This is a genomic window from Curtobacterium sp. LFS079 (assembly GCF_047977865.1).
Taxonomy (GTDB): domain Bacteria; phylum Actinomycetota; class Actinomycetes; order Actinomycetales; family Micrococcaceae; genus Arthrobacter.
Window position 1 is genome coordinate 373538 of sequence record NZ_JBFPFO010000001.1, and the last position, 25792, is coordinate 399329.

Here is a 25792-nt window from a genome sequence, read left to right on the forward strand (position 1 = left end):
GGAACCACATGATTGAGCTTTCCATCGACGGCGGGATCGTCGAGATCGTCCTGAATGCGCCCCAGAAGCTGAACTCCCTCAACGAGGATGCGCTCGCCGAACTGGACAAGGCGTACGACAACGCCGCTGCCGCCGCCGGCCGCGGTGAGGTGCGGGCGCTGCTCCTGCGGGGAGAGGGCCGCGCCTTCTGCGCAGGCCGGGACATCGCCGGTGTGACCCCGGAGAGCGACGACGCCCAGGCCTACCTTGGCGGCCTGGTGGAACCGCTGCTCAAGAAGATGGCGGCCTTCCCGGCGCCGACCTTCGCGGCGGCTCACGGAGCCTGCCTCGGCGTCGGGCTCGGGCTGCTGCTGGCCACGGACGTGGTGTACGTGGCGGAGAACGCCAAGTTCGGCTCGCCCTTCGCCAAGCTGGGCGCCACCCTGGATTCCGGCGGGCACTGGTACTTCACCGAGCGCCTGGGCATGCACCGCACCCTGGACCTGATCTACACCGCAGATCTCATGAGCGGCAGCGAAGCCGTGGCCCAGGGCCTGTTCTCCCGGGCGATGTCGGACGATTCGCTTCTTTCCGAGACCCGGGCCATCGTGGAGCGGGTGGCCACCGGTGCCACCGGTGCCTTCAACGCCAGCAAGGAGCTCGTGGCGCACATCCGCGACCAGCGCCTGGGGCTGTGGGCTTCCATGGCGGAGGAAAACACCGAGCAGGCCCGGCTGTGCAAGAGCAAGGACTACGCGGAAGGCTTCCGCGCCTTCCAGGAGAAGCGGGCCCCGGTCTTCAAGGGCTGAGGCCCGCCTCAGGATTGTGCCGTTCAGCAGCTAAGGGCTACTGGACTGCTCAGACCGTTCGGGTCGGACTTCGAGCAGCTGAAGATCACCGTTCCTACAGGCTGCTCAATCACCAGGGAAATCGACGTCACCGTCAGCACCGGGTTCACACCCGTCCAGTTGCTGTTCGGGCATCCGGCCTGGGCCGCTGTCACTGTGCCCGGGGCCGACAAAACTGCCGGATTGGTGTTCAGCGTCAGGTTTCCGTTCTTGATGGCGTCGCTGTCGATCAGTGTGGGCGCGACGGCGGGGCCGATCAGGACCTTGTTCTGTCCCGGTGCGACGTTTCCGCCTTGGTTCTTGCACTGATAGACGGCGAAGCCGGACACGCTCACGGTGGCGAGAAGGTCGTCGTTTCCGAGCCCAGCTAGGACGGCCCTGCAGGTGGTGGTGGCTGTGGATCCGCTGATACTCACGGTACAGACGGGAGCACCGCCTTTTTTGAAGTGCGGGCTGGTAGCCTGGGCTGCCGACACTCCGGCCGTGAAAACGAGCAGGAATGCTGCACACAGCATGATGATTTGCTTGAGGATCTTGTTCATGACTGGCCTTTTGGAGTCAATGTTTTGCCACGCGAACGTGGCACTCCGTCGGACAGCAACTGGCGGTGTCGTTGTCCGACATCAGTCCGCTGTCCCCCAGTGACATGGGCAAAACGGGGCGCGCAATCCGAGGACTTTGCGTCTTCAAGGCGGCATCGGCAATCCCGACGCTTTTGGGCATGCGATGCCGGTTCAAGGCTACGCCGCAGCTGAGGGCGCCGAAAGGCGGTACCGCAATGATATTTGCCCCGGTCCCGCGTACTCTGGCGCTGTGGAAACCGAGGTCCGCGCGGTGGCGCTCCGTACAGGCGTCACCTTGCCCACGCTGCTGGCGGGGCCGCGCGGGGACGTGCCGTTGCTGCTGTTGCACCCCTGGGGTGAGTCACGCCGGACCTTCGACCGCCTGCTCCCGCTCCTGCCGCCGTCGCTCCCTGTTATTGCGCCGGACCTGCGGGGCCAGGGCGGCGCGGACAAACCGGACGGCGGGTACTCGCTTGCGCAGATGGCAGACGACGTCGCCGCACTCCTTGAGGTGCTCGGCGTGGCGGAAGCGCACGTCCTGGGTTCCTCCAGCGGCGGCTACCTGGCCCAGCAACTGGCCGTGGACCGCCCTGACCTCGTGGCTTCGCTGATTCTCGTCGGAACACCGCTCAGCCTGCGGAGCCGGCCGGCCTTCGCAGCCGAAGTAGCGCGGCTGCGCGATCCGGTAGATGAGCAGTGGGTACGGGAGTCACTGTCCTGGTTCAGGTTGCTGCATGCCGTGCCGGCCTGGTTCATCGAGGACCGGGTGCAGGATGGCGTGACGATGCCCGCGCGGGCCTGGAAGGGGATCCTGGACGGTCTGTGCGATGCCGTGCCGCCCACGGAGCAGCGCTCCATAAGGGTGCCCACGCTCATCCTGGAGGGTGCCCACGACGCCCTGATCCCGCGCGTACACCAGGAGGCCCTGGCGGCCCGGATCCCGGGTGCGAAATTGGTCATCTATGCGGGCACCGGACACCTTGTGCTGTGGGAATGCCCCGAACGGGTGGCCGCGGATGTGGCGGAATTCCTCGGAGCTCTGTCAGAGGCGTGAAACGTACTCTTTGAGCCGCCCGCCCGCCGGTGGCGGAAAGAAGTCGGCAGCCTCGATTCCGGCGAGGTCCAGGGTGCTGTCCGATGGCCGCGGGGCTGCCTGCTTGTCCTTGAAATACTCGGCGCTGGACACGCCCGTGATGTCGCTGCGGGGCCGGCCGCGGAGTTCAAAGACGTCCGCAGCGATCTCCGCCCAGCTTTGCGCGGGGCCGCTGTTGGAGAGGTTGTAGCTGCCGTAGGGGGCTTTCGAATCGAGCAGATGCCGGATGCCGGCGGCAAGGTCCTCCGCAAAGGTGAGCCTGCCGGTCTGGTCGTTGACGACGGCGGGCTTGATCCCCCGGTCCGCGAGGGAGGCCATGGTGCGGACGAAGTTCTTCCCTTCACCCACCACCCAGCTGCTGCGCACCAGGTAGTGCCGCGGCACCACGCTGACGGCGGCTTCTCCCGCCGCTTTGGACTGCCCGTACACGCCCAGCGGCGCCCACTGACCCGCATCGGCGTGCGGCCCGGCGCCGTCGAAGACGTAGTCGCTGGACACGTGCACCAGGGTCAGCCGGTGCTCGACGGCGGTCCGCGCCAGCCGCACCACGGCAGCGGCGTTGATCTCCCAGGCGGCGCGGCGTCCCTCCGGCGTCTCGGCGTCGTCGACGGCGGTGAACGCGGCGGCGTTGATGACCGTGTCGTAGTCGCGCCAGTCGCGGGAGGCGAAGGCTTCCGGGGAAGCGAGGTCGAAGCTGTCCCGCGCGGCGAACTCGACGGCGGCCTCGCCGTCGTACACCGCCCTCAGTGCCCTGCCCAGCTGGCCGTCCGCTCCAAGCACCAGCGTGCGCCGCGGCGGGACGGGCACCACACGGGCCAGCCGCGGGTGGCCGCGGTCCTTGTCCGAAACCTCGGCGAGTTCCAGCGGAAGGGGCCAGGGAACGGCCACGGTTTCGTCTGCCAGGTTGAGGAGCGTGTATTTCGCCTCGGGGGACCAGTGCTCGTTGACCAAGTAGGAGTACACGGTGTTGTCTTCCAGGGTCTGGAAGGCGTTTCCTACGCCGCGCGGCACGAACACGGCCGTGCCCGGATCCAGCTCCGCGGTGAACAGCCGGCCGAATCCCGGCCCTTCGCGCAGGTCCACCCAGGCCCCGAAGGCCCGGCCCGCTGCGATCGTGACGAACTTGTCCCAGGGTTCGGCGTGGATGCCGCGGGTGGTGCCGGCCGTGGCGTTGAAGGACACGTTGTTCTGGACCGGCCCGAAGTCCGGCAACCCCAGTTCAGTCATGGCCCGGCGCTGCCAGTTCTCCTTGAACCAGCCGCGGTTGTCGCCATGTACGGGCATTTCCACCAGCAGCAGGCTGGGGATCGGCGTCTCCCGGACCGCCAACTGCGAAATCACGCGGTTCCCTCGGCACTGTGTGCCTGCACGCGCCGGGCCTGCTCAAGGTAGCGGGCCTCGGCCGCCTCTTTCTGCGGCCGCCACCAGTCCTCGTTGTCGCGGTACCAGGCGATCGTCGCGTCCAGCCCGGCGGCGAAGTCGGAGTACGACGGCGTCCAGCCGAGTTCCGCGCGCAGCTTCGACGAATCGATGGCGTAGCGGAGGTCATGGCCGGGGCGGTCGGGCACGTGGTCGTAGGCGCCCGGGTCCTGGCCCATGCGCTCGAGCACCAGTTCAACCACGTCCTTGTTGGACCGCTCTCCGTCCGCGCCCACCAGGTAGGTTTCGCCGATCCTTCCGTGTTCCAGGATGGCCAGCACCGCGGACGAGTGGTCGTCCACGTGGATCCAGTCCCGCACATTCCGCCCCACGCCGTAGAGCTTGGGCCGCACGCCGTCCAGGACGTTGGTGATCTGGCGGGGGATGAATTTCTCCACGTGCTGGTACGGGCCGTAGTTGTTGGAGCAGTTGCTGATCGTGGCGCGCAGCCCGAAGGAACGCACCCACGCCCGGACCAGGAGGTCGGAGGCGGCCTTGGTTGAGGAGTACGGGCTGGACGGGTTGTAAGGGGTGGTCTCGGTGAAGCGCTCCGGATCACCCAGCGGGAGGTCGCCGTAGACCTCGTCCGTGGAGATGTGGTGGAAACGGGTACTGTGCCGGCGCGCGGCTTCGATCAAGGTGTAGGTGCCCGTCACGTTGGTGTCCAGGAACGGCTGCGGCTCGTGGAGGGAGTTGTCGTTATGGGATTCGGCGGCGAAGTGGACCACTGCGTCAACCGCAGCCATGAGCCCGTCCACCAGTCCGGCGTCGGCGATGTCCCCGTGCACGAAACGGAAGCGCTCGGGCGGCAGCCCGGCGAGCGACTCCAGATGCCCCGCATATGTCAAGGCATCCAGGACCGTGATCTCGTAGCCGGTGCGGGCCAGGGCGTAACGGACAAAGTTGGATCCGATGAATCCGGCCCCGCCCGTGACGAGGATCTTCTCCATGGATCCATACTCTAGCCTTGCGGAAGCCATGCCGGGAGGACATGATGTGGCGTATGCGCGGGATCATCCTCGCCGGGGGGACGGGTTCAAGGCTTCACCCGATCACCCTCGGGATCAGCAAGCAGTTGGTGCCGGTCTACGACAAGCCGATGATCTACTACCCGCTGTCCACGCTGATGCTCGCCGGGATCCGCGACATCCTCGTGATCACCACGCCACGGGACGCCGGGCAGTTCAAGCAGCTGCTGGGCGACGGCTCCCACTTCGGCATCAACCTCAGCTACGTCGAGCAGCCCTCACCTGACGGCCTCGCCCAGGCGTTCATCCTGGGGGAGCGGCACATCGGCAGCGATGCCGTGGCCCTGGTGCTGGGCGACAACATTTTTTACGGACCAGGCATGGGCCAGCAGCTTGAGCGCTTCACGGAGATCGACGGCGGCGCCGTCTTCGCGTACTGGGTGCAGAACGCCTCGGCGTACGGCGTTATCGAGTTCGACGGCGACGGGCAGGCGGTCTCGCTTGAAGAGAAACCCGCGAATCCGAAGAGCAATTACGCCGTGCCCGGCCTGTACTTCTATGACAACGACGTTGTGGACATCGCCAAAGGCCTGCGGCCCTCGGACCGCGGCGAACTTGAAATCACTGACGTCAACCTGACTTACCTCAAAAAAGGGAAACTGCACGTCGAGGTGCTGCCGCGCGGAACCGCCTGGTTGGACACCGGAACCTTCGCCGACCTCAATGACGCTTCCAGCTTTGTCCGCACCGTGGAAAACCGCCAGGGATTCAAGATCGGCGCACCCGAGGAAATCGCGTGGCGCCAAGGCTACATTTCCGGTGATGACCTGCGCCACCGCGCCGAAGAACTGATGAAGAGCGGCTACGGAAAGTACCTGCTGGGGCTGCTTGAGTCAGGGAACTGACCGGGAATAATACCGGCGGGCGAACGGGGGGAGCGCCTTGGGAATGTGAATTTCGGCTGAACGAAGCTTCCGGTAACATCCGGTGACGCTGCGATTTGGATTGCTAGATGGCCGGGGCCGCATGTTGTAATGATGCCTGACTAGATTTACGATGCCGGCTTGCCTCTTGGCTAGAAAACTCGCGGACAGCGAAGAAGTATTGGGGAACCAATTGGAGTTGCAAAACTATCTGCACGTGATTCGTAAACGGTGGGTCTCAATCCTGCTCGTCACCGTTGCCGTCGCTGCAGCAGCATTGGGGATGGCCCTGACACAAACGCCGGTGTATGAAGCGCGGGCGCAACTGTTCGTCTCGGTCAGGGGCGGGGGCACCGCCACCGACGTCGCACAGGGAAACATGTTCGCGCAAAACCGGGTGACTTCGTATGTCAGCCTGGCAACCAGCCCCCGGGTGCTGCAGGCAGTGGCCGATGAATTGGGACTTAGCGGCGGCGCGGCCCAGCTTTCCGGCCGGATCACGGCGTCCGCACCTCCCCAGACAGTGCTGATCGACATTGTGGCGAGTGATGCCCACGCGGAGCAAGCCGCGAAAATTGCCAACCTGACCGCCGAACAGCTGATCAAGGGCGTCACCTCGGTCGAGGATGTTTCCTTGGTCAGGTTGAGTGTCTTTGAACAAGCCCAGGTTCCCGCGTTCCCCTCATCTCCCAAGCCGATAACGAATCTCGCGCTTGGATTGGTCGCGGGCATTGTCCTTGGCCTGGCCTCGGCCTTCCTCCGTGAGGCCCTCAATACCAAGCTGCGCAGCCAGGACGATGTGGACAAGGTCGTGAGCGCGGGGGTCCTTGGGTCCTTTGCCCAGGACGCTTCAGTCGAGAAGACCCCGATCGTCACGCAGGGTGATCCATACAGTCCCCGTGCCGAAGCCTTCCGGCAGTTGCGCACGCACTTGGCATTCACCAACCTCAGTGGAGGGCCGCAGAGCGTGGTTGTCTCCTCCTCCATTCCCGGGGAAGGCAAGACGTCCACGGCCGTCAACCTGGCGATCATGCTGGCAGAGAGCGGCAGCCGCGTGCTGCTCCTGGACGCCGACCTCAGGCGCCCCCGGGTTGCCAAGTACCTTGGGATGGAAGGCTCCGTCGGATTGACGGGCGTCCTCACCGGCCGCGTGGAACTGGAGGACGCAATCCAGTCGTGGGGTCCGGCCGGGCAGCTTCGCGTCCTGACTTCCGGGCGCAATGCTCCTAATCCCAGCGAATTGCTCGGCTCGCCGACCATGGAAAAACTCCTGGCCCGCTTGGAAGCCGAATACGAGGTGGTCATCATTGACGCGCCTCCTCTCCTGCCTGTTACCGACGCATCGATTCTCGCGGCAAGCACCAGCGGCGTCCTGCTTGTGGTCAGTGTTGACGGGCGGACCAGAAAAGCAGAACTTGCGAAATCGGTCAGTAATATCGAGGCCGTTCGGGGCCGCTTGCTGGGCTTGGTTGTCAACCGTTTGTCCGGAAGCAAGGGCGAGCACAGCTATTACGACTACACACCCGAAATGCATGACGGCAAAAGGCGGCCACGGACCGCCGCGGCCAAACGGGACAAGATGCGCCATACCTCCGTCCGGGCCTGACCAAGGAAATTCCGTGCCGGGCAAAAACGTGGAACCGCGCTTCCTTTGGACCAAAGGAGGTCAGTGTTCCAGTCTGGACGTTTGTTGTGCCTTCGTGACACCAGTACACCCCCGTCTCCACGGGTGCGGGCATAAATCATCAATTCATAAGACTCCGTAAGGACCATGGGGGCGACAACGGAATGACCAACACTGACGGATCAGCGATCAACCCGGAAACAGGACTGGATGAACCCCGAGAACCCGCAAGGGAACGCAGTTCACGGAAAGGGAAGCGCACGTTTCCCTTCAACACCGGCGTGCAATCTTTCCTTGACGTGGCGGCCTGGGTAGTCGGCCTCGTCATAGCTGTCTACTTTCGCTACGACTTCGATGGCGACCAGATAACGTGGAGCCCGGTTTTCGCAATTTGCGGTGCCCTTGTTGTTTCGCAGCTGGTGCTCGGCTGGGTTTTTTGGCTCTATCGCGGACGGTACAGCTCCGGAAGCTTCGAGGAAGCAGCCGCAGTTCTGGCCACGGTGCTTACTGTTGCGGTGATTGTCGGAGTTCCCGTCGTCCTGTTCGGGCCCCTGATGCACATTCCGCGAAGCACGACGTTGATTGCGCTGCCGCTGGCGTTCCTCCTCATGGGTGCCACCCGGTACGTTCGGCGCCTGAATGCACACCGCTTGTCCAAGCCCGGCAGCGATGCCAAACGGACCCTTGTCTATGGTGCCGGCTACATGGGCCAGATCATCGTCCGCAATATGATGACGGATTCGTATTCCGCATATCTCCCGGTCGGACTCGTCGATGACGATCCGTCCAAGCGGAACTTGAGGCTCATGGGAGTACCGGTACTTGGTGACAGCAGCAAGCTTGGGGACATCGCGCGCCAGTCCGGCGCGGAAGTCCTGATCGTTTCAATCGCCCGGGCCGAGGCTGAGCTCCTGCGGGAAATTTCGGATGCTGCCGGCTCCTGCGGTCTGCAAGTCAAGGTTCTCCCCACCTTGAGTGAAATCGTGGCGGGGAAAGCTGCTCCGGCGGACGTGCGTGACATCGCCATCGAAGACCTCATCGGCCGGCACCCCGTGGACACCGAGATCGCGTCCATCGCAGGCTACCTGGCCGGTAAACGCGTCCTTGTCACTGGTGCGGGTGGCTCGATCGGCTCCGAACTCTGCCGCCAGATTGCGCGGTTCGACCCCGCGGAACTGATGATGCTGGACCGCGATGAATCCGGCTTGCAGGGGGCCCAGATCTCGATTGCCGGCCACGGCCTCCTTGACACCAAGGACGTAGTTCTTGCGGACATCAGGGACCCTGAAGCTCTTCTCGAAATCTTCCGTCAGCGCCGTCCCGAGGTCGTCTTTCACGCTGCGGCGCTCAAGCACCTGCCGATGCTGGAGCAGTATCCCCTCGAAGCCTGGAAGACGAACGTTCTGGGCACCTTGAATGTCCTTCAGGCGGCGCGCGACGTGGGCGTCTCCACTTTCGTCAATATCTCCACCGACAAAGCTGCCGACCCTACGAGTGCCCTCGGCCACTCCAAGCGGCTGGCTGAGCAGTTGACGGCCTGGGCCGCGGCGGAGGAGGACGTGCGGTTCCTCTCGGTGCGGTTCGGTAATGTCATCGGCAGCCGGGGGTCCATGCTTCCGACGTTCCAGTCCCTCATTGCAGCCGGCCGTCCGCTGACAATCACGCATCCCGATGTGACGCGTTTCTTCATGACCATCCCGGAAGCGTGCCAGCTTGTGGTGCAGGCAGGCGGAATCGGCAGTCCGGGCGAGGTGCTCATCCTCGATATGGGCGAGCCCGTCCGGATCCAGGATGTTGCGGAAAGAATGATCGCCGCGAGCGGCAAGGACATCGAAATTGTCTACACCGGATTGCGCGAGGGCGAGAAACTCCACGAGGTCCTGGTCGGCCACGGTGAATTCGACATCCGTCCGATTCACCCGAAGATTTCCCACACCACGGCCGTTCCTTTGAAGCCCGAGGACCTCGACCTTGGACGCTGGGAACAACATTTCAACGGTGAGTCCCGTGAAATCGGACAGGATGACCTTGTCTCAAAGGGGCGCGTGTGAGCCTTACCTTGGTGGCCGTCGGACTGGCCTTGCTCGTTAGCCTTGCGGCTCCTTTGGTGATCAAGCCCCTTCTCTTCCGCCTCAACGTCGTGGACATACCGAGCGAACGCTCATCGCATTCGCTGCCTGCCATCCGCGGGGCGGGGCTGGCAACGCTGCTCGGGTTCGTCGTCGGATACCTCGCGATCCTCGCCTGGGGGAGCACCTCCGATCCTTGGATCCTCGTGATCGTACTTTGTGCGTCCGTCGCTGCGGCGGGAATCGGCTGGGCAGAAGATGTCTCCGGGCTTCCGATCCGGCATCGGGTCGGATACCAGCTGCTCACCGCGTTCGCCGCCACGGGGGCCATCCTTGCCGCGACGGGCGGCCCGGCATGGATGTTGCCGCTGGGGGGCCTCTTCATCGCAGGGTTCATCAACGTGGCCAACTTTTTGGACGGCGTTGACGGGATCTCGGGGTTCCATGGGATTGTTTTCGGGGTGGTCTACGCACTCATCGGTTGGGTTTCGGACCAGCCGTGGATGATCGGGGCGGGCCTCGTGCTGGGTGCGGCGTATCTTGCCTTCCTGCCGTGGAATCTTGGGCGCGGTTCGTTTTTCCTTGGTGACAGCGGCAGCTACCTTCTCGGCGCTGCGGTTTCCGTTATCGCTGTGGGCGCTGTGAGCGCTGGCGTGTCACCGGTCATGGTTGCGGCGCCCGTTGTCATCTATCTCGCCGACGCCGGCTTCACGCTCTGTTGGCGGATCTTCAGCGGCCAGCGTTGGTATGAGTCGCACCGAACCCATGTCTACCACCAGCTGGAAGACCTCGGCCTGTCGCACGTGGGTATCGCCATCCTTGTTTCATCGGCTAGTTGCGTGACGGGCCTGCTTGGGCTGGCGGCAGCGAATTCCGGTTTCTGGGGTGCGCTGGGCTGCGGGGCCGTCGCCTGCGCCGTCGTTGTCGGCTACTTGGCCCTTCCGGCGATCCTGCGGCGGTACGGCTCCGTCCGGCTGGCGCGTCATGACCGGGGGAGCAGCGCGCATGAGTAAATCCTGGGCCGTTGTCGGCGCGAGTGGCTTCGTCGGCAGTGCGATTGCCGGGGCCGCTGCAGGCGCGGGCCACAACGTGTCCTTCGTGGCCGCACCGCGCCTGCTCGCCGACGGGGCGTGGTCGCCCGAGGACGTCGTCGACTCGGTGTCGCGGCTCGAAGACCGGATCCAGGAACTTTCGCTGCTGTTGTCCGGGAAGGACGTTGTGGTGAACGCGGCCGGACTTGCGACCCCCGACGCGCAGGACAGCCCGGAGCTCCATGGTGCGAATGCCGCGCTTCCGGCCCTGCTCCTCCTTGCGGCACGACGGGCCGGGGCAGGCCGCTTCCTCCACATCAGCAGCGGCGCCGTCCAGGGACGCAAGCCGGTCCTGGACAGCTCTTGGGAACAGGCACCGTTTTCACCTTATTCGCGTTCAAAGGCGCTGGGCGAACGGGTCCTGCGTCTTTTGATGGAACAGGAAACGGTAGCCGACCGGACCAAGGCACGGATCATCCGGGCGACGTCGATCCAGGATCCCCGCCGGACCACGACGTCGGCCCTTGAACGCTTCGCACGCTCGCCTCTGGCAAGCGTGGCGGGCACAGGCAACGCGCCGTCACCGGTTTCGAGCATCGAAGGCCTCGCCGGCTTCGTACTTCGGGTGGGCGACGGACCCCTGCAGCTGCCCGCGGTGAGCGTTCAGCCGTGGGAAGGGCTCACTGTCCGGGATGTGCTTCTCCGTTATGGCTTAAGGGAACCGCTTCACCTTCCGCCCGCGTTGTGCAAATTTCTGCTGGGCGCCGGCTATTCGATCGCAAGGCTGGGCATCCGTGGTGTCGAGGGAACTGTCAGGCGGGCGGAGGTCCTCTGGTTCGGACAGGGTATCGAGGAGCAAGGACGCGTGAATGCCGATGCGTAGCCCGGATGCGCAGACAGAGAATGGATCGGGCAAGGCAGGTTCCCGCGGAACCGACATCCTGTTCATTCAGACAACGGATATCTCCGTCAATTCACAGCTCCGCGGGCAATTGGGCTTCCTTCGTAAGAAGGGCTTGAACGTAGCTGTCGCCTCCAGCGACAGCGGCATCCTGGGCCAGGTGCTGTCCGAAGACCAAGTGGAAGGCCACGTCCTGCACATGGAACGGGATCCTTCCCTCCTTGCAGACGCAAAAGCCCTCCTGAAAGTGCTTGCGCTGGTCATGAAGCTCCGGCCCAGGCTTGTTGTGTATGGCACGCCAAAGGCTTCACTGCTCGGTTCGGTGGCTTCGTGGCTCCTTCGCGTACCGCGGAGGGTGTACTGCGTGTACGGCCTTCGCGCGGAGACCATGCAGGGACGCGGCCGGCACCTGATGCTCCTCATCGAGCGGTTCATCATGGGCCTGTCCACCGACGTCGTGGCGGTCGGCGACGGCCTGCGGAAGCAGCTTGCCGAAGCCGGGCTCCGCGGACCGGTGCGCGTCTTGGGGCGCGGTTCCGCAAACGGCGTGGATGTTGCCACCTATGAACTGGACGGCAGCGACCAGTCCCTGCGCCGCGCGGTCCGGGATCGATACGGAATTCCACTCGATGCAAAGGTGGTCGGTTTTGTCGGTCGGATCACGGCCGACAAGGGCCTGGACACCCTGATCGAAGCCATGAAGTCGTTGCGTGAGGATCTCGGAGACGTCTTCCTGCTCCTGGTCGGACCCGATGATGCAGTTGAGGGACTCCGAGCCGAAACGGTTGCAGCTTTCCAGGAACCCTGGGTCCGGCGGACCGGCAATCTCGACGCGACGTCGGGCGTGTATGGCGCAATGGATGTGTTTTGCCTGCCGACGAGGAGGGAAGGGCTGCCCACGGTTCTCCTGGAAGCCGCCGCGTCGGGGACACCTATTGTGGCGACCGACGCAACAGGTGTCCGGGATGTAGTCCCTGATTCCGAGTGCGGTCTGGTTGTTCCGATTGACGATTCCGCGGAGCTGTCCAGCGCCCTGAACAGGGTACTTGCGAATCCGGGGGAGGCTGACTCAATGGCCGAAAATGCGAAGCGGTTCGTGACCCGCTGGTTTGACCGTGAACGTCTTTGGGAAATGCAGTATCGCTTCTATGCGGGTCCGCCCGGCGAGGACGCTTTAAGGTGACCACTCGCCCGAAGGACACAATGACTGATTTCCTGCCGGGAATGCCCGGATCCGACAAAGGGGCTCCCAATGCCGAATGACCCGAGCATTCTCTATTACGCCACGGAAGCGCGGCTCCATCGCGGCCCGGACGGCACTGTCTATTCCGATTCCTCGCAGGAATGGTACGAAAGCCACTCTCTCTGGCTGCGCAGTTTCGACGAGGTCAGGATCGTGGCCCGCGTGGAAAGCGGCACACGGGATTCCGGCAAGGCGGTGGAAGGCCCAGGCGTCTCGGTTGTGGCTGTACCGTCCTACCGGGGAGCGCGCGGGGCGGCGACGCGATTCCTCAGCGTGCGCAAAGCCATCCGTCAGGCCTGTGTCGATTCTGCCGCGGTCTACGGAGGCAGGTTCCCCGGAGTCATTGGCGCCCTGACGCTCCGAGCAGGAAAGCGGATCGGCGCACGGACCTTTGCCCACGTGGTGGGCGACCCCTACGATCTGCTCAAGTCGGGCGTGGCCGGTCGGCTTGGGTCTGCCCTTGCATGGTGCGCGAGGCTCTTCATGGCCACCCAGATTGCGCGTGTCGACGGCGCGATCTACGTATCGGAGCGGACCCTCCAGGCACGCTACCCGCTTCGTCCCGGGTCGGCGTCCCTGGCCTGGAACAGCACGTCCTTGACGGCGGAGGCTTTCGCGGCAGCGGCAAAGGTCCCGGACCCTCGGCGTGACTTCACCACGGTGGTGGCTGTCGGGACCCACAAGCAGATGTACAAGGGCCACGATTTGCTGCTCGAAGCAGTCGCTCGGCTGAACTCCCAGGGCAAACGGATCCGGCTGTGGCTGATCGGCGGCGGGGACATGCATGAGACCTTGGTAGAGCTTGCGCAGAGGCTGGGCATCGAGCAGCAGGTTCGCTTCTTCGGACACTTGGAATCACCGGTCAAAGTCCGTGAAATCGTGGATCGGGCGGACCTTTTCGCGATGCCTTCCCGCACCGAAGGCGTGCCGCGCGCATTGGCTGAAGCCATGGCCCTCGGTCTGCCATGCATTGGCTCGAACGTGGGCGGGATTCCCGAACTCCTGCCCTCTGAGTGCCTGGTCACTCCCGGTTCCGTCACCGAACTTACGAGGCTCCTGGAAAAGCGGATCTCCGACGACGAATGGCTTAAGCGCCAGGCCATCGACAACCTCGCGCGCGCCCGTGCCTTGGGACGGTCCTTGGATCCGGGAAGGGTCGACGACTTTTTTGCGCGCCTGACCTCCGTGACGGCGGTGGGCACGAAATGACCATGACCGGTTCAGGGAACCATACCGTCATCCACGTCCTTGGCTCCGTCGACCGCGGCGGCGTGGAGATGCGGATGCTGGAGCTCGCCCGCCAGCTGAACGGCCAGGATGTCGATCTTGCCATGGTCACCCTGACGGGCCGGGAAGGCTCATTGGCCGCCGAATACAAGGAGGCCGGCGCAAGCATCGTCCCGATTCGCCTCGCTAGTCCTGTTTTCGCGTGGCGCTTCATCAGCTTTATCCGGAGGAACCGCATCCGGGCAGTCCATTCCCATGTCCACCTTGCCTCAGGTTTCATCCTTGCCTTGGCGGCCTTGGGGGGCGCCCGCAAGCGCATCGCCAACTTCAGCAGTGACGGAGCACTTCGCTCGGAACAGCCCGCCCTTGTGCGGGCCCGGTATGCGGTGCTGCGCTGGCTGCTGAACATGTTTGCAACGGACATCGTCGGAATCGCGCCTTCGACGCTCAGTGTTGCGTGGAACGAAAACTGGGAACAGGATCCGCGTTGCCGGGTTCTCGTGACCGGATTCGACCTGGGCAGGTTCCGTGGGACGGCGAAGGGGGACCTGCGTTCGGAAATCGGGCTAGGACCTGATGAACCGATGATCGTCCACGTCGGACGCGCGGACATCGCGACCAAGAACCGGGACGGCGCGATCCGGATCTTTGGCGAATACGCCCGGACCCATCCAAAAGGAATGCTGGTGTTTGTGGGTCGTGACGGCGTGGATGCCGGCCAGGCCAAGGAGAACCGGTCCCGTTGGCTCTCCCTGACAGACCAGCTCGGGATCACCGACCGAGTTCACTACGCCGGCGAACGCGAGGACGTGCCCGACATTCTGGCTTCGGCCGGGTTGCTGCTGTTTACCTCGACCCTCGAAGGCCTTCCCGGCGTCATTGTCGAAGCAAGGGCTGCAGGTACCCCCGTACTGGCATCGGATGTTCCGGGCGCTTCCTACATCGCGCAGATGATCAGCGGTGTGCGCATCCTTTCCCTGGAGGAGCCCCTGCAGGTCTGGGCAGATGCCATGGCCGAACAACTCGGCGAAGAGCTGACTGCGGCGCGGCGCGCGGAGCTGGCCGCCTCATTGCGCGGGACAGATTTCGATATCGAGAAGGCCGTCCTCAATTACCGGAGGTTGTGGTCCCTGTGAGCACTGAGACCCTCCTTCGGTACCGGCATCCCCGTGTGGCGCGCCCCCGGATGAAATTCTCGGGAGCGATTCTTGCCCATCTCGGATCGGCCGGACTCCTGACGCTCCTCATGCTCTGGCCGGCTTTTGAGCGGGGGAACATCCAGGGGATAGCGGTCCTGTCCCTGATGCTGGCCCTCGTTCTCGGCATCCTGGTGGCCAACTCTCTGAAGGACGGTGTCTGGTCGTTCCCCTTCCTCTACTTCCTGATTCTCTGCTTGTTCCACCTTGGCTTGTACCTTTCACCGGCCATCAACAACGGACAGATCGCGTCCTTCCTTGATGGAACGTGGACCGGCTGGTACAGCGACGCGCTGATGATCCGCGCCGCCTATCTCGTTGACATCGGATTGCTCAGTTATGCCACTGCGATTGGTTTTGTCGCGTGGATGTCGAACGAATCGTTCCCGCGACTGGGCCCGGCGCAGGTGACGGATCCGGAGAGGGACAAGGCGATGCGCAACTCCTTGGTTGACGTCGGCGGAGCGACACTCGTTGCGTCGATTGCTTCATGGATTGCCGTGTGCATTTCCCAGCTTGGACCGCTCTTCTTCCTGCGGAGCTACAGCGAGTACCTCGCCACGACGGGCGAGTATTCGGTGGGAATCATCTATTTCGGCATCACCATCGGCTCAGCCCTGATTGCACAGGACACGAAGCGTCCGCTTTCCCGGGCCGGTTTGATCTGTCTGTTGGCGTTTCTGGCCTTGGCGTTGCCGATCGGCCTGCGAAGCGAATCGCTGTTCCCCGTGGTTGCGGCACTTGCGGTCTACATCCGGTGCCACAAGGTGCCCTCCGCTTCAGTGATGGTGCTTGCCGTCCTCGTCGGCTTGGTGGGAATCTCCGCCGTCCAGCAGGTCCGTGGCGAGGGCCTGGGCGGTACCGCAATCCATGAAGTGTCGGCATCGCCGATCAAGGCCATCGAAGAGATGGGATATTCGGCCCGGGTGGTCGTTACGAGCATCGGATGGCATGAAGCCGGTAAGGAGCCTTACCTGGAAGGTGCAACCTACGTTGCCCCGCTGGAGCGTGGCATTGCAGGGTTGCTCGGATTGGAACGTGTCGATGCCGCGACCGATTTCCGGTTGATGAACGCGGAGATCGCCAGCCGGGTGGGTACGATCGGCGGATCGATCATCGCCGAGGGACACCACAACTTCGGTGTGGGCGGGATCATCCTCGTGCTGGGACTTGCCGGACTCGTGGCCTCGCGGCTTTGCGTCACCTCGCCACGGCCTGTCCCGCTTGCCTTGCTCGGTGTAACGGCATCCCTCCTCCTGATGCACGTCAGGAACTCCTTTGCCCCAATTTTCGCGTGGGCAACAGGCGGTGCTGCCCTGATCCTGGTGGCGCTCTTGCTCACCTGGCTTCGAGGACGTCAGACAACATGAAGCCAATAATGCGCGCAATCCGCTCCGGTTCCGGCAAGGAGGTGCTCGGAACGACTTTCTGGAGTGTCCTCGGCCTTTTCGTGGCCCTTCTCTGCGGTGTCGTCACAGCGCGGATGCTGGTCCCTGATCACCGGGGTGTGCTGGCACTGCTGATCACTACGGTCACGATCGTCTCGCTCGTCAGTGGAGTCGGCACGAATATCTCGGTCCGTGTGCTCCTTCCACGGGACTCCCGCGTGACCCTCCGCGTTTACGCCGTCACGACGCTGTGGCTTGCCGGGGTCCAGATCCTTGTGCTGATCTGTGTCGCGTTCCTCATGGTGAAGCTGTTTGGCCTGGACCTCAATCTGGCCCAGCTTGTCCTTGCCTTGGTTCCCCTTGGAATTGGCGCCTTCTTCGCTAACCAAGTGTCGGACGCCCTCAGCGCGGTCGGCTACCCCAGCAAGGCCTCCCTGGCCAATACGGTGGGTTTTGGAGTGACGGCGAGCCTCCTGCTCTGCTTCTGGCTGCTGGGCTTCGAGCTTTATCACGCAGTCCTGGCCTATACCGCCGGGTTCCTCACCCGGAGTGTGCTCGGTATCAAGATGATCGACGCCGCGCACTTTTCCAAGTCCGGGTCCCCGGAGCCTGGCGGTGCCAGGGTGCTGCTGCGGCAGGGAGCGGGGCTTATGGGCATGAACTTAGGGCAGTCGGTCGCATACCGTCTTGATCAGTACCTCCTCGCCGTGTTCGCAGATACCCGCGCGGTGGGGCTGTACGCTGTGGCCACCACGCCGGCGAGCCTCATCCAGGTCGTGTCGAATTCCATTGGCCAGGTGGCTTTCCGTGACGCGGCACAAGGCCAGGTAACGCCAAGGAAACTCGCGGTTTTCACCGGCCTGGCGGCGGGTGCCACTGCCGTGTACGCGGGGCTTCTTTCCTTGGCAGCTCCTTGGCTTATCCCGTTCGTCTTCGGCTCGGACTACGTCATGGCTGTCGATATCGTCCGGGTCCTCGTGGTGGCCGAGATTGCACTGTCGCCCTATCTTGTCTTGAGCCGGGCCGTGGCGGGCGCCGGCCACATCAAACTCTCCAGCTGGACCGGAATCGTCGGCCTGCTTGCAATGGCGGCCTTCCTCGTCCTGATCGTTCCCGGCAACGGCGGCATCGGAGCGGCGTGGGCCTGTGTCGCCGGGTACGGAACAATGAGCGGTTTCCTCGCTGCCGGAATGCTCGCCATCAGATGGAAGAAGAACAGCCAGGAAGCAGGGTGGCCTGGTGATTCCGCGGAGGAACCGGCGGAACCTGCGGAACGAGGGCGCCCCGGCGTTCAAACATCCGCTTGAATGCAAGCTGTTGTCGGGGTCGACGTTGACTCCGGGTGTTCGGTAACCAAACAGAAGGAAGAGATCTGAATGGATGGCGTGAAGAAAGCCGTAGTCGTCGGGCAGGGGTATGTCGGCCTACCTGTGGCGATGCGCGCTGTCGAGGTCGGTTTCGATGTGGTCGGGATCGACATCGACAAGCGACGCATCGACAGCTTGCTTCAGGGGGCGTCCTACGTAGGCGACATTTCAGATGACACGCTCCGCAGGAACCGGTCCACGGGGCGGTTCCTGCCAACGGCTGACTATGAAGATGCCGCCGGCTTCGACTACGCCGTAATCACCGTGCCGACTCCCCTGAGGGAAGGCCTCCCTGATCTCAGCTATATCGTGGAGTCGGCTACAGCGCTTGCACGCTATGTCCGCCCCGGTGCCACGGTGGTCCTTGAATCAACAACCCATCCCGGTACCACCCAGGAGATCCTTGTTCCCATCCTGGAAGCAGGTTCAGGGCTCGTGGCTGATGTGGACTTCCACGTCGGCTACAGCCCGGAGCGAATCGACCCCGGGAACCAGACGTGGGGCTTCGTCGAAACGCCGAAGGTCGTTTCCGGAATCGGGCCGAAGTCCCTGGCACACGTCAAGGGATTCTATGACGAACTTGTGGAGCGCACTGTTCCCGTGAGTTCGCCCAAGGAAGCCGAAATGACGAAGCTTCTCGAGAACACCTTCCGCCACGTGAACATCGCGTTGGTCAACGAACTGGCGATCTACTCGCGCGGGCTGGGCGTGAATCTCTGGGAATCAATCGAGGCCGCATCGACCAAGCCTTTTGGCTTCATGAAATTTGTACCGGGGCCCGGGGTCGGCGGCCATTGCCTCCCGGTCGACCCCAGCTACCTGTCATGGCGGGTCCGGCGGCAGCTGGGCCATACGTTCCGGTTCGTTGAGTTGGCAAATGACATCAATGACCACATGCCGGATTACGTGGTCCGCCGTCTGCTGATGACACTCAACGACCAGTCCAAGTCCATGAAGGGATCCCGGGTAGCCTTGGTGGGGCTTGCCTACAAGAAAAACACGGGCGATGTCCGCGAGGCCCCCTCCCTGCGCATCAGGGAGATGCTTGAGGAATTCGGTGCCTCGGTGGTCGGGGTGGATGACATGGTTGAAGACCACCATTGGCCGGCAGGCCTGGAGAAGGCCCGCTTCGAAGCGGGCACCTTCAAGGGGGTCGACGCCGTCGTCCTGGTCACGGATCACGACGACTTCGACCTGGACATCCTCAACGTGCTGGACGTGCCTGTGCTCGACACAAAGAACGTGTTGACGGGGGCGTCGGTTGAACTGCTGTAACGGGCATCGCTTGAACGGGATGCGCATGGTTGGAGAACACGTCAAGGAGTGCACTACCCTATGAAGGTTTTGATAACCGGCGGGGCCGGATTCATCGGTTCGAACTTGGTCCGCTATTTCAATGAAAAAGACCCTTCCGCAGAAATCGTGGTGATTGACGATTTCAGCACGGGCTATGAGGAGAACCTCGACGGCCTGAAGGCGTCGCTGTTCAGAGGGTCGATCCTCGATGAAGAGCTCCTGCACGAGGCCACCCGCGGTGTCGACTCGGTGGTGCACCTGGGGGCGCTTGGGAGTGTGCCCCGCTCGATCGCGCGCCCCATTCCGAGCCACCACGCCAATGCAACGGGTACTTTGAACGTCCTGGAAGCGGCCCGGGCCAACGAGGTGCAGCACGTCGTCGTAGCGTCATCAAGCTCTGTCTACGGCAGCAACCCCGTGCTGCCGAAATCCGAGAATGACTGGACGCGGCCGGTCAGCCCGTACGCAGCCAGCAAGCTGGCGGCCGAGTCGTATGCCCTTGCGTACGGCCGCTCATACCAGATGAAGACGCTGGCCTTCCGTTTCTTCAATGTCTACGGGCCCCAGCAGCGTGCCGGTCACGCGTATGCTGCGGTCATTCCGAAATTCCTCGATTCGGCCATGCGCGGTGAATCCCTCGAAGTTCACGGAGACGGCCTGCAGTCACGCGATTTCACGTACGTGGATACGGTCTGCGACGTTCTGTTTTCCGCATGCCAGCGGCAGTTGAGCTCCGAGGGGCCGGTCAACCTCGCCTTCGGGTCCAATAGCACCCTGCTGGAAGTGATCTCAACGATCGAGCGTGCAATGGGCGCGGCGCTGCCCGTCATCCATGGAGAGGCGCGTGCCGGCGATGTCAGGGCCTCGCGCAGTGACGGCCGGCTGATGTCCGAACTTTTCCCGGACGTCCGGCCGGTGGACCTGGAGACCGGAATCCAACGAACGCTGGAGTGGTTCCAAAGAAGCCAACCTGCCTAGTCCGCGCAGCCCGATCCCATGGGGACCCCGCCTTACAGGGAGTGTTTCGGCGAGAACCCCAGGACTTTTCGCGCCAAACTGATGTCAGCGCAACTGTAGCTGTCCAGAGCCTCGGCGACTTCATAATGGAGCGTCCGGTTGATGCTCAGGCGCTCGACGAGTCGGCGGTTGCTGGTCGGGGTGCCTGTACCGATGTTGAACGTCTCGTGGCCTCCCGCGAGGGGTAGATCCACTGCCAGCAACAGGGCCTCGGCAACGTCGTCGGCGTGCACATAGTCCCGCACAAAAGTGTCCAGCCCGTGGAGCCGGAGAGGGTTGCTTTCAGCTGAATTGAGCAGCCGGAACACAAGGGAATCCGAAAAGCCCTCTCCGTAGACGTTGAAGATCCGCAGGGCGACGCTGGACCGTCCCGCAGAGTCCGAATAGCTGCGCAGGATCTGCTCCCCGCGGAATTTCATTTCGGCGTACCTGCCTCTGAGGTCCACGCTGTCTTTTTCCGTGACCGCGCGGTGTCTTTGGTCGCCATAGACCGCAGCGGTGGACGCAAAGACCACCCGCGACGTTCCTGCCTCGGCGGCCGCATCAGCCAGCACCTGGGTGCCGAGGACATTCACCTTCTCGGCGAGTTGCGGATCGTCGTTGCAAGCCGCTCCGCCGATCGCAGCAAGGTGGATGATGGCGTCCGGCTTCACGGAAGCGACGACGCCGGCCAGCATCCCCGGGCTGCCCAGGTCGACCCTGATTTCCGCGCCGCCGCGTGGAGGGTTCCGGGGACTCACCAGATAGCTCGGCCGGATGCCTGGCAAGCTGTCCAGTTTCGCTCGTACGGCGCGTCCCACGCGGCCGCCCGCGCCGGTGACGAGAACCTTCACGTGATCTCCTTGTCGGGCCTGTATCAATGGCGGCATTCCGGCAGGGAGAAATGCTTTTATTGTTGTTCAATAAACTGTCCGGAATTCTCCCAGTGCGCCACCCGACTTTATCACCGGGGCGGCGGCATTACCGGATGGATATTCCCGCTGTACGGACCTATCGGGTATCAACATCCTCAAACACCAGGAAGGTCTGGGTGTCGATGACCCCCGGCATGGATTGCAGCTGGTCGAAAATCACCCGCCGCAGGTGGACGTTGTCCGTGGCGCGCACCAGCAGGATCACATCGAAGCTGCCGCCCACCAAGGCGATGTGCTGGACTTCCGGGATCGCCCGGAGCTGTTCGCGCAGCGTCCGCCAGGAATGCTGCTGCACCTTCAGTGTCACGTACGCCGAGGACTTCAGCCCCGCCTTGACCGGGTCCACTACGGCCGTGAACTTGGTGATGACACCTTCGCCGGTGAGGCGCCCGATCCGGGAATAGGCGTGGGCGCGGCTGATGTGCACATTTCCCGCCACCTGCGTGACGGACATCCTGCCGTCGCGCGTGAGTTCGGCGATGATGTCACGGTCCACATCGTCCAGCGCGACTTCCAACGAAGCCTCCTGCTGGACCTCCGGCGGTTCCTGCCCTGTTTCAGCCATGGATCCTTCCTTCCTGCAGGAACGCTTGCGCACGATTTGTCCACCTGCGGCCGGTAACCCAGCTCACATTCTGCAATTCGTCTTCCAGACTAGCCGCTTCCTGAAAGGTCTTCCACGATTCCGGCCAGCGCTGGATACGAATCTTCAGCGAGGACCATACTTGAGGCAAATAGTGTAAGCATCGTCCCGAGGGTCCCGACACGAGCTCGCGAGTGTTGGGAAGGGACCTATGCGTGAAGGACGGACCAATGACGATCTCCGCAAGCCAGGAGTCCACCACGGACCAGGCATCCGAGGTACAGCGCAAGTTCGGCATCAGCGTCGAGGACTACATGCTCCCGGCCCGCCATCAGATCCAGATGGTGGCCCCGGACGGCACGCTCAAGCCCGAAGCTGAACAGGGCACCGAACCCGGCCACGAATATCCCATTCCGGGCGACGCCGAGCTCATGGCCGCCTACGAGCGCCTCGTCGTCGGGCGCCGGGTCAATGACCAGAACTCGGCGCTGGTGCGCCAGGGCCGCATGGCCGTCTATCCCTCCAGCCACGGCCAGGAGGCCTGCCAGGTGGCGGCGGCCATGTGCCTGGCTGAAGGCGACTGGCTGTTCCCCACCTACCGGGACGCCGTCGCCGTCATGGCCAAAGGCGTGGACCCGGTGCAGGCCATGACGATCTTCCGCGGCGACTGGCACGGCGGATACAACCCCCAGGAACACAAGGTGGGCATCCAGTGCACCCCGCTGACCACCCAGCTGCTGCACGCCGTCGGCGTGGCCCATGCTGCCAAGCTGCGCGGCGAGGACACCGTGGTGATGGCCATGTGCGGCGACGGCGCCACCAGCGAGGGGGACTTCCACGAGGCCCTGAACTTCGCCGCCGTCTTCCACCTGCCCGTGATCTTCTTCATACAGAACAACAAGTACGCCATCTCCGTGCCGCTGAGCCACCAGTCCGTGGCACCGTCCCTGGCGCACAAGGCCGTGGGCTACGGCATGGCCGGTGAACGCGTGGACGGCAACGACCTCGTGGCCCTGCTGGCCGTGCTCGACCGGGCCGTGAAGCTGGCCCGCGAAGGCTCCGGGCCGCTGCTGGTCGAAGCCAACACCTACCGCATGCAGGCCCACACCAACGCCGACGACGACACCCGCTACCGGGACAACGCCGAAGTCAGCGAATGGAAAGCCAAGGACCCGCTCAGCCGCATGGACACCTACCTCAGGAGCTGCGGATTGCTCGACGACGACGGCGCCGCCCGGATCACGGAGCACGCCGAGGCGGTCGCCACCCAACTGCGTGAAGGCCTCGGCGAGGACGTTCCGGTTGAACCCCAGAACCTGTTCCGCTACGTCTTCTCCGTCCCCACCCCCCAGCTCAGCGAACAATCCGCGTTGCTGGCCGACGAACTCGCCCGCGAAGAGGCCGGCAAGGCCGCACAGAAGGAGGCCGGAAAGTGAGCCCCACCGTGACCACGTCTTCGGAGGCGAACGGCAACGTCAGCGCCGCCACCGCCCGTGCAGCAGCCAGCGCGGCCGCAGCGGCGGAAGCCCGGCAGCCCCAGAGCGTCACCATGGCCAAGGCCCTCAACACCGCCATGGCCGATGCCATGCGGGACGATGATTCGGTGCTGGTCTTCGGCGAGGACGTCGGCCGCCTGGGCGGCGTCTTCCGCATCACCGACGGCCTTATGGACACCTTCGGCGAACGGCGCTGCTTCGACACCCCGCTGGCCGAATCCGGGATCGTGGGCATGGCCGTGGGCATGGCCATGAACGGCATGCGCCCCGTCATCGAAATGCAGTTTGACGCCTTCGCGTACCCGGCCTTCGAACAGATCGTCAGCCACGTGGCCAAGATGCACAACCGCACACGCGGCGCCCTCAAGCTCCCCATGGTCATCCGCGTGCCCTACGCCGGCGGGATCGGCGGCGTAGAGCACCACTGCGACTCCTCCGAGTCCTACTACGCCCACACGGCCGGCCTGAAGGTCTTCACCCCGGCCACCGTTGCCGACGGCTACCGGATGCTGCGCGAAGCCATCGACTCCGACGATCCCGTGATGTTCATGGAGCCCAAGAAGCTGTACTGGTCCAAGGACCAAGTGGACCTGGAGGCGCTGGCTGCCGAGCACGCCGCCAACCGCGCCGCAGGAAACAGCAGCGAGGGGCGCGCCGCCGTCGCCCGCTCCGGCACGGACGCCACCCTGATCGCCTACGGCCCCTCCGTCCCCACCGCGCTCGCCGCGGCGGCAGTTGCCGCGGAGGAAGGCCGCTCCCTCGAGGTCATCGACGTGCGGACCATCGTGCCGTTCGACGACGAGACGGTCACCGCATCCGTGCGCAAGACCGGACGCGCCGTGGTGATTGCCGAAGCGCACGGCTTCGCCTCCGTGGCTTCGGAAATCGTGGCCCGGGTCCAGGAACGCTGCTTCCACCAGCTCGCCGCCCCCGTGCGCCGCGTTACGGGATTCGACGTCCCGTACCCGGCCCCGAAGCTGGAGCACTACTACCTGCCAAGCGTCGACCGCATCCTCGACGCCGTCGACGACCTGCAATGGGAGAACTGACCATGAGCGCCGAACTGCAAGTCTTCCGCCTCCCGGACCTCGGCGAAGGCCTCACCGAAGCCGAGCTCCTCAGCTGGCTCGTGTCCGTGGGCGACGAAATCCGCGTCGACCAGCCCATCGCCGAGGTCGAGACCGCCAAGTCCGTCGTGGAGGTGCCCTCGCCGTACGCCGGCACCGTGGCTGTGCTGCACGGCGAACCCGGCCAGACGCTCGACGTCGGGAAGCCGCTGATCTCGGTGGCTCCGGTTGGGGTCTCGGCTGGGTCCGCCGAGCAGGATGTTGCGGGTACCGGCGCCTCCGCAGGCGATGCCGCCCCCGCCCCTTCGCCGGACAGCATCCGTCCTGCGGACGATGCTGCCGGCTCAGGCAGGCCCGATGCCACTCCCGGGGCGGCATCGCCTGCTCCGGCTTCCGCCGTCGACTCGTCTCCCGGGGCGGCATCATCCGCTCCGGCTTCGGCTGTCGACGCACCTTCTGCTGTCTCGTCGTCCGCGGCTTCGGCTGTCAGCCCCCCGTCCGCCTCTGCTGCCGCCGAGGCCTATCGCGTTGAGGAGCGGGCCGGGTCCGGGAATGTGCTTATTGGTTACGGGACGTCCGGCGGGGGTGAGGCTCGGCGGACGCGGCCTCGGAAGGTTGCTGCCGCGCCTGAACTGTCCTTCTCTGAGGTGTCGTCGCGGGTTCCTGGGAAGTTGTCTGCCGTCATTTCGCCGCTGGTGCGGAAGATGGCGCGGGATCATGGGGTTTCCTTGGATTCTGTTCCGGGGTCGGGGGAGAGCGGGCTCATTCTGCGCCGCGATGTGGAGGCCGCGATTGCGGAACCTCGGAAGGTTGCCCCCGCGACCGCCGCTGCGGAAGCGACTGCCGGGCCCCTGGACGCCCGGACCGGACTGCCGGTGGCCTCGCGCTCAGCGGTCCGCGGCGTGCGCAAGGCCGTGGCCGCGAACATGGCGAAGAGCCGGTCCGAGATCCCCGAGGCCACGGTCTGGGTGGATGTCGACGCCACCGCGCTGCTGGAGATGCGGGCCGGGCTGAAGAAGGCCGGGGACCAGCACACCCCGGGCCTGCTGGCCTTCATTGCGCGCTTCGTCACGGCCGGGCTGAAGAAGTATCCGGAGCTGAACACGCGTTTCGAGACCCTGCCCGACGGCAGCCAGGAGATCGTCGCGTTCGACGGCGTCAACCTCGGTTTCGCGGCGCAGACCGAACGCGGGCTCGTTGTCCCCTCGGTCCGCGGTGCGGACAAGCTCAGCGCCCGCGGACTGGACGCGGAGATCCGCCGCCTGACCGCCGTCGCGCGCGAAGGCAAGGCCACCCCTGCGGAACTGGGCAGCGGCACCTTCACCCTGAACAACTACGGCGTGTTCGGCGTGGACGGATCGGCAGCGATCATCAACTACCCCGAGGTGGCCATGCTGGGCCTTGGCCGCATCATCGACAAGCCGTGGGTGGTCGACGGCCAGCTGGCGGTCCGGAAAGTCACCGAACTGACCCTGGCCTTCGACCACCGGGTGTGCGACGGCGAGACCGCGGCCGGATTCCTCCGCTATGTGGCGGACGCCATCGAGAACCCGGGCACGGCGCTCGCGGACCTGTAGCGC

General features: G+C 64.3%; 22 protein-coding genes. 17 read left to right on the forward strand and 5 right to left on the reverse strand.

The window, feature by feature from the left end:
- Positions 1 to 8 precede the first annotated feature (8 nt).
- Complete coding sequence (locus tag ACNQPB_RS01790) at positions 9 to 788, forward strand: enoyl-CoA hydratase/isomerase family protein (RefSeq protein WP_498748602.1); 780 nt, start codon at positions 9 to 11, stop codon at positions 786 to 788.
- 23 nt (positions 789 to 811) lie between these two features.
- On the opposite strand, the gene ACNQPB_RS01795 is transcribed toward ACNQPB_RS01790, so the two are convergent.
- A complete protein-coding gene (locus ACNQPB_RS01795; RefSeq protein WP_498748604.1) occupies positions 812 to 1369 on the reverse strand; it encodes a hypothetical protein in 558 nt (185 codons plus the stop codon).
- Between the two features lie 271 nt (positions 1370 to 1640).
- On the opposite strand from ACNQPB_RS01795, the gene ACNQPB_RS01800 reads away from it, so the two are divergent.
- On the forward strand, positions 1641 to 2444 hold the full coding sequence (locus ACNQPB_RS01800) for an alpha/beta fold hydrolase (RefSeq protein WP_498748606.1): 804 nt from the start codon (positions 1641 to 1643) through the stop codon (positions 2442 to 2444).
- Here the strand turns inward: ACNQPB_RS01800 and ACNQPB_RS01805 are convergent.
- Together ACNQPB_RS01805 and rfbB are read right to left on the reverse strand one after the other, a co-directional pair.
- On the reverse strand, positions 2433 to 3767 hold the full coding sequence (locus ACNQPB_RS01805; RefSeq protein ID WP_498749072.1) for a sugar nucleotide-binding protein: 1335 nt from the start codon (positions 3765 to 3767) through the stop codon (positions 2433 to 2435). The two genes, ACNQPB_RS01800 and ACNQPB_RS01805, sit on opposite strands and share 12 nt — an antisense overlap.
- A 53-nt stretch (positions 3768 to 3820) precedes the next feature.
- On the reverse strand, positions 3821 to 4852 hold the full coding sequence (gene rfbB / locus ACNQPB_RS01810; RefSeq protein WP_498748608.1) for a dTDP-glucose 4,6-dehydratase: 1032 nt from the start codon (positions 4850 to 4852) through the stop codon (positions 3821 to 3823).
- Between the two features lie 53 nt (positions 4853 to 4905).
- Here rfbB and rfbA point away from each other — a divergent pair, with 53 nt between their 5' ends.
- The 12 genes from rfbA to ACNQPB_RS01870 all read left to right on the forward strand — a co-directional run bounded on the left by rfbA (position 4906) and on the right by ACNQPB_RS01870 (position 20113).
- Complete coding sequence (rfbA, locus tag ACNQPB_RS01815; protein ID WP_498748610.1) at positions 4906 to 5775, forward strand: glucose-1-phosphate thymidylyltransferase RfbA; 870 nt, start codon at positions 4906 to 4908, stop codon at positions 5773 to 5775.
- 151 nt (positions 5776 to 5926) lie between these two features.
- Positions 5927 to 7399, forward strand: a complete 1473-nt coding sequence (locus ACNQPB_RS01820) for a tyrosine-protein kinase domain-containing protein (protein ID WP_498748612.1) — start codon at positions 5927 to 5929, stop codon at positions 7397 to 7399.
- A 299-nt stretch (positions 7400 to 7698) separates the two neighbouring features.
- The gene (locus tag ACNQPB_RS01825; RefSeq protein WP_498748614.1) at positions 7699 to 9468 is read left to right on the forward strand and encodes a polysaccharide biosynthesis protein; all 1770 of its coding nucleotides are present in this window, start codon (positions 7699 to 7701) and stop codon (positions 9466 to 9468) included.
- Complete coding sequence (locus ACNQPB_RS01830; protein ID WP_498748615.1) at positions 9465 to 10499, forward strand: MraY family glycosyltransferase; 1035 nt, start codon at positions 9465 to 9467, stop codon at positions 10497 to 10499. The genes ACNQPB_RS01825 and ACNQPB_RS01830 overlap by 4 nt, the downstream gene beginning before the upstream one ends.
- The gene (locus tag ACNQPB_RS01835; protein ID WP_498748617.1) at positions 10492 to 11400 is read left to right on the forward strand and encodes an NAD-dependent epimerase/dehydratase family protein; all 909 of its coding nucleotides are present in this window, start codon (positions 10492 to 10494) and stop codon (positions 11398 to 11400) included. The genes ACNQPB_RS01830 and ACNQPB_RS01835 overlap by 8 nt, the downstream gene beginning before the upstream one ends.
- A complete protein-coding gene (locus ACNQPB_RS01840; protein ID WP_498749074.1) occupies positions 11393 to 12601 on the forward strand; it encodes a glycosyltransferase family 4 protein in 1209 nt (402 codons plus the stop codon). Before ACNQPB_RS01835 ends, ACNQPB_RS01840 begins: the two co-directional genes overlap by 8 nt.
- A gap of 69 nt (positions 12602 to 12670) precedes the next feature.
- The gene (locus ACNQPB_RS01845) at positions 12671 to 13870 is read left to right on the forward strand and encodes a glycosyltransferase (protein WP_498748619.1); all 1200 of its coding nucleotides are present in this window, start codon (positions 12671 to 12673) and stop codon (positions 13868 to 13870) included.
- A gap of 2 nt (positions 13871 to 13872) precedes the next feature.
- Positions 13873 to 15024 carry a glycosyltransferase gene (locus ACNQPB_RS01850; protein ID WP_498748621.1) on the forward strand — a complete coding sequence of 384 codons (1152 nt, stop codon included), beginning with the start codon at positions 13873 to 13875 and terminating at the stop codon, positions 15022 to 15024.
- Entirely contained in the window at positions 15021 to 16454 is a 1434-nt protein-coding gene (gene wzy / locus ACNQPB_RS01855) for an O-antigen polysaccharide polymerase Wzy (protein WP_498748622.1), read from the forward strand. The genes ACNQPB_RS01850 and wzy overlap by 4 nt, the downstream gene beginning before the upstream one ends.
- Before the next feature lie 8 nt (positions 16455 to 16462).
- Positions 16463 to 17779, forward strand: a complete 1317-nt coding sequence (locus ACNQPB_RS01860; protein WP_498748624.1) for an oligosaccharide flippase family protein — start codon at positions 16463 to 16465, stop codon at positions 17777 to 17779.
- Positions 17780 to 17857: 78 nt separating this feature from the next.
- Positions 17858 to 19114: a nucleotide sugar dehydrogenase gene (locus ACNQPB_RS01865; RefSeq protein WP_498748625.1), complete on the forward strand. Its 1257-nt coding sequence runs from the start codon at positions 17858 to 17860 to the stop codon at positions 19112 to 19114.
- A gap of 60 nt (positions 19115 to 19174) precedes the next feature.
- Positions 19175 to 20113, forward strand: a complete 939-nt coding sequence (locus ACNQPB_RS01870; RefSeq protein ID WP_498748627.1) for an NAD-dependent epimerase/dehydratase family protein — start codon at positions 19175 to 19177, stop codon at positions 20111 to 20113.
- A gap of 32 nt (positions 20114 to 20145) precedes the next feature.
- Here ACNQPB_RS01870 and ACNQPB_RS01875 read toward each other — a convergent pair whose 3' ends face one another.
- Together ACNQPB_RS01875 and ACNQPB_RS01880 are read right to left on the reverse strand one after the other, a co-directional pair.
- Entirely contained in the window at positions 20146 to 20985 is an 840-nt protein-coding gene (locus ACNQPB_RS01875) for an NAD-dependent epimerase/dehydratase family protein (RefSeq protein ID WP_498748628.1), read from the reverse strand.
- 157 nt (positions 20986 to 21142) lie between these two features.
- Positions 21143 to 21631 (reverse strand): Lrp/AsnC family transcriptional regulator, encoded by a 489-nt coding sequence (locus ACNQPB_RS01880; RefSeq protein WP_498748629.1) that lies wholly within the window; start codon positions 21629 to 21631, stop codon positions 21143 to 21145.
- Positions 21632 to 21879: 248 nt separating this feature from the next.
- Between ACNQPB_RS01880 and ACNQPB_RS01885 the strand changes: the two genes are divergently transcribed.
- The 3 genes from ACNQPB_RS01885 to ACNQPB_RS01895 are packed head-to-tail and all read left to right on the forward strand — an operon-like array spanning position 21880 to position 25789.
- Positions 21880 to 23085 carry a thiamine pyrophosphate-dependent enzyme gene (locus ACNQPB_RS01885; protein ID WP_498748630.1) on the forward strand — a complete coding sequence of 402 codons (1206 nt, stop codon included), beginning with the start codon at positions 21880 to 21882 and terminating at the stop codon, positions 23083 to 23085.
- On the forward strand, positions 23082 to 24194 hold the full coding sequence (locus ACNQPB_RS01890; RefSeq protein ID WP_498748632.1) for an alpha-ketoacid dehydrogenase subunit beta: 1113 nt from the start codon (positions 23082 to 23084) through the stop codon (positions 24192 to 24194). The genes ACNQPB_RS01885 and ACNQPB_RS01890 overlap by 4 nt, the downstream gene beginning before the upstream one ends.
- Positions 24195 to 24196: 2 nt before the next feature.
- On the forward strand, positions 24197 to 25789 hold the full coding sequence (locus ACNQPB_RS01895; protein WP_498748634.1) for a dihydrolipoamide acetyltransferase family protein: 1593 nt from the start codon (positions 24197 to 24199) through the stop codon (positions 25787 to 25789).
- The last annotated feature ends 3 nt before the right edge of the window (positions 25790 to 25792 follow it).

What these genes read in the sequence shown, in the direction of transcription:
- ACNQPB_RS01850 (WP_498748621.1), top strand. Translation starts at nt 13,873, where the DNA reads ATGACCGGTTCAGGGAACCATACCGTCATCCACGTCCTTGGCTCCGTC.
- ACNQPB_RS01860 (WP_498748624.1), top strand. Translation starts at nt 16,463, where the DNA reads ATGCGCGCAATCCGCTCCGGTTCCGGCAAGGAGGTGCTCGGAACGACT.
- ACNQPB_RS01885 (WP_498748630.1), top strand. Translation starts at nt 21,880, where the DNA reads ATGACGATCTCCGCAAGCCAGGAGTCCACCACGGACCAGGCATCCGAG.
- ACNQPB_RS01880 (WP_498748629.1), bottom strand. Translation starts at nt 21,631, where the DNA reads ATGGCTGAAACAGGGCAGGAACCGCCGGAGGTCCAGCAGGAGGCTTCG.
- ACNQPB_RS01835 (WP_498748617.1), top strand. Translation starts at nt 10,492, where the DNA reads ATGAGTAAATCCTGGGCCGTTGTCGGCGCGAGTGGCTTCGTCGGCAGT.
- ACNQPB_RS01840 (WP_498749074.1), top strand. Translation starts at nt 11,393, where the DNA reads ATGCGTAGCCCGGATGCGCAGACAGAGAATGGATCGGGCAAGGCAGGT.
- ACNQPB_RS01820 (WP_498748612.1), top strand. Translation starts at nt 5,927, where the DNA reads ATGCCGGCTTGCCTCTTGGCTAGAAAACTCGCGGACAGCGAAGAAGTA.
- ACNQPB_RS01870 (WP_498748627.1), top strand. Translation starts at nt 19,175, where the DNA reads ATGAAGGTTTTGATAACCGGCGGGGCCGGATTCATCGGTTCGAACTTG.
- ACNQPB_RS01795 (WP_498748604.1), bottom strand. Translation starts at nt 1,369, where the DNA reads ATGAACAAGATCCTCAAGCAAATCATCATGCTGTGTGCAGCATTCCTG.
- ACNQPB_RS01805 (WP_498749072.1), bottom strand. Translation starts at nt 3,767, where the DNA reads ATGCCCGTACATGGCGACAACCGCGGCTGGTTCAAGGAGAACTGGCAG.
- rfbB (WP_498748608.1), bottom strand. Translation starts at nt 4,852, where the DNA reads ATGGAGAAGATCCTCGTCACGGGCGGGGCCGGATTCATCGGATCCAAC.
- ACNQPB_RS01845 (WP_498748619.1), top strand. Translation starts at nt 12,671, where the DNA reads ATGCCGAATGACCCGAGCATTCTCTATTACGCCACGGAAGCGCGGCTC.
- ACNQPB_RS01895 (WP_498748634.1), top strand. Translation starts at nt 24,197, where the DNA reads ATGAGCGCCGAACTGCAAGTCTTCCGCCTCCCGGACCTCGGCGAAGGC.
- ACNQPB_RS01790 (WP_498748602.1), top strand. Translation starts at nt 9, where the DNA reads ATGATTGAGCTTTCCATCGACGGCGGGATCGTCGAGATCGTCCTGAAT.
- rfbA (WP_498748610.1), top strand. Translation starts at nt 4,906, where the DNA reads ATGCGCGGGATCATCCTCGCCGGGGGGACGGGTTCAAGGCTTCACCCG.